Origin of the sequence: Prauserella alba, from assembly GCF_024171735.1 — a bacterium.
GTDB classification, from domain to species: Bacteria; Actinomycetota; Actinomycetes; order Mycobacteriales; family Pseudonocardiaceae; genus Prauserella; species Prauserella alba.
In genome coordinates, this window is sequence record NZ_JAMTCH010000002.1 from 1 (window position 1) to 1,567 (window position 1,567).

The 1,567-nt window shown below is 56.4% G+C and carries 2 rRNA genes; both read right to left on the reverse strand.

What is annotated here, in order from left to right:
* Positions 1-3 precede the first annotated feature (3 nt).
* A 5S ribosomal RNA gene (gene rrf, locus LY12_RS00015) occupies positions 4-120 on the reverse strand.
* Positions 121-215: 95 nt separating this feature from the next.
* Positions 216-1,567 (reverse strand): 23S ribosomal RNA (locus LY12_RS00020); the annotation flags it as partial.

Genomic DNA, 1,567 nt, shown 5'->3' on the forward strand with positions numbered 1-1,567 from the left:
TAAGTTCGGCGGTGTCCTACTCTCCCACACCCCTTCGGATGCAGTACCATCGGCGCTGGCAGGCTTAGCTTCCGGGTTCGGAATGGGACCGGGCGTACCCCTACCGCTATCACCACCGAAACACTACGAAACAACACATGCTGTCGCTTCCCCACACACCCGCGTGTGGGGTGGTGTGGTGTTTCAGGATCGTAGAGTGGGTGCGTAGCATCTTCGTGGGCAAGTCCTCGGCCGATTAGTACCAGTCCACTCCAACACACATTACTGCGCTTCCATGTCTGGCCTATCAACCCAATCATCTCTTGGGGGCCTTAACCCATCACGGGTGGGAGACCTCATCTAGGAACAGGCTTCCCGCTTAGATGCCTTCAGCGGTTATCCCTTCCGAACGTAGCCAACCAGCCATGCCCCTGGCGGGACAACTGGCATACCAGAGGTTCGTCCGTCCCGGTCCTCTCGTACTAGGGACAGCCTTCCGCAAGTCTCCTACGCGCGCGGCGGATAGGGACCGAACTGTCTCACGACGTTCTAAACCCAGCTCGCGTGCCGCTTTAATGGGCGAACAGCCCAACCCTTGGGACCAACTCCAGCCCCAGGATGCGACGAGCCGACATCGAGGTGCCAAACCATGCCGTCGATATGGACTCTTGGGCAAGATCAGCCTGTTATCCCCGGGGTACCTTTTATCCGTTGAGCGACACCCCTTCCACCAGGAGGTGCCGGATCACTAGTCCCGACTTTCGTCCCTGCTCGACCCGTCAGTCTCACAGTCAAGCTCCCTTGTGCACTTACACTCAACACCTGATTACCAACCAAGCTGAGGGAACCTTTGGGCGCCTCCGTTACCCTTTAGGAGGCAACCGCCCCAGTTAAACTACCCACCAGGCACTGTCCCTGAACCAGATCATGGTCCGAAGTTAGATTCCCAGCACGACCAGAGTGGTATTTCAACAACGACTCCACCAACACTAGCGTGTCAGCTTCCCAGTCTCCCACCTATCCTACACAAGCCGAACCGAAAACCAATACCAAGCTATAGTAAAGGTCCCGGGGTCTTTCCGTCCTGCCGCGCGAAACGAGCATCTTTACTCGTAGTGCAATTTCGCCGGGCCTGTGGTTGAGACAGCCGGAAAGTCGTTACGCCATTCGTGCAGGTCGGAACTTACCCGACAAGGAATTTCGCTACCTTAGGATGGTTATAGTTACCACCGCCGTTTACTGGCGCTTAAATTCTCAGCTTCACCACTCACAGTGGTTAACCGGTCCTCTTAACGTTCCAGCACCGGGCAGGCGTCAGTCCATATACCTCGACTTGCGTCTTCGCATGGACCTGTGTTTTTAGTAAACAGTCGCTTTCCGCTGGTCTCTGCGGCCCGCCACCCCTAACCCGCAAAGGGTTTCAAGATGGCTGGCCCCCCTTCTCCCGAAGTTACGGGGGCAATTTGCCGAGTTCCTTAACCACAGTTCACCCGATCGCCTTAGTATTCTCTACCTGACCACCTGTGTCGGTTTCGGGTACGGGCCACGCACGCACTCGCTAGAGGCTTTTCTCGACAGCATAGGATCA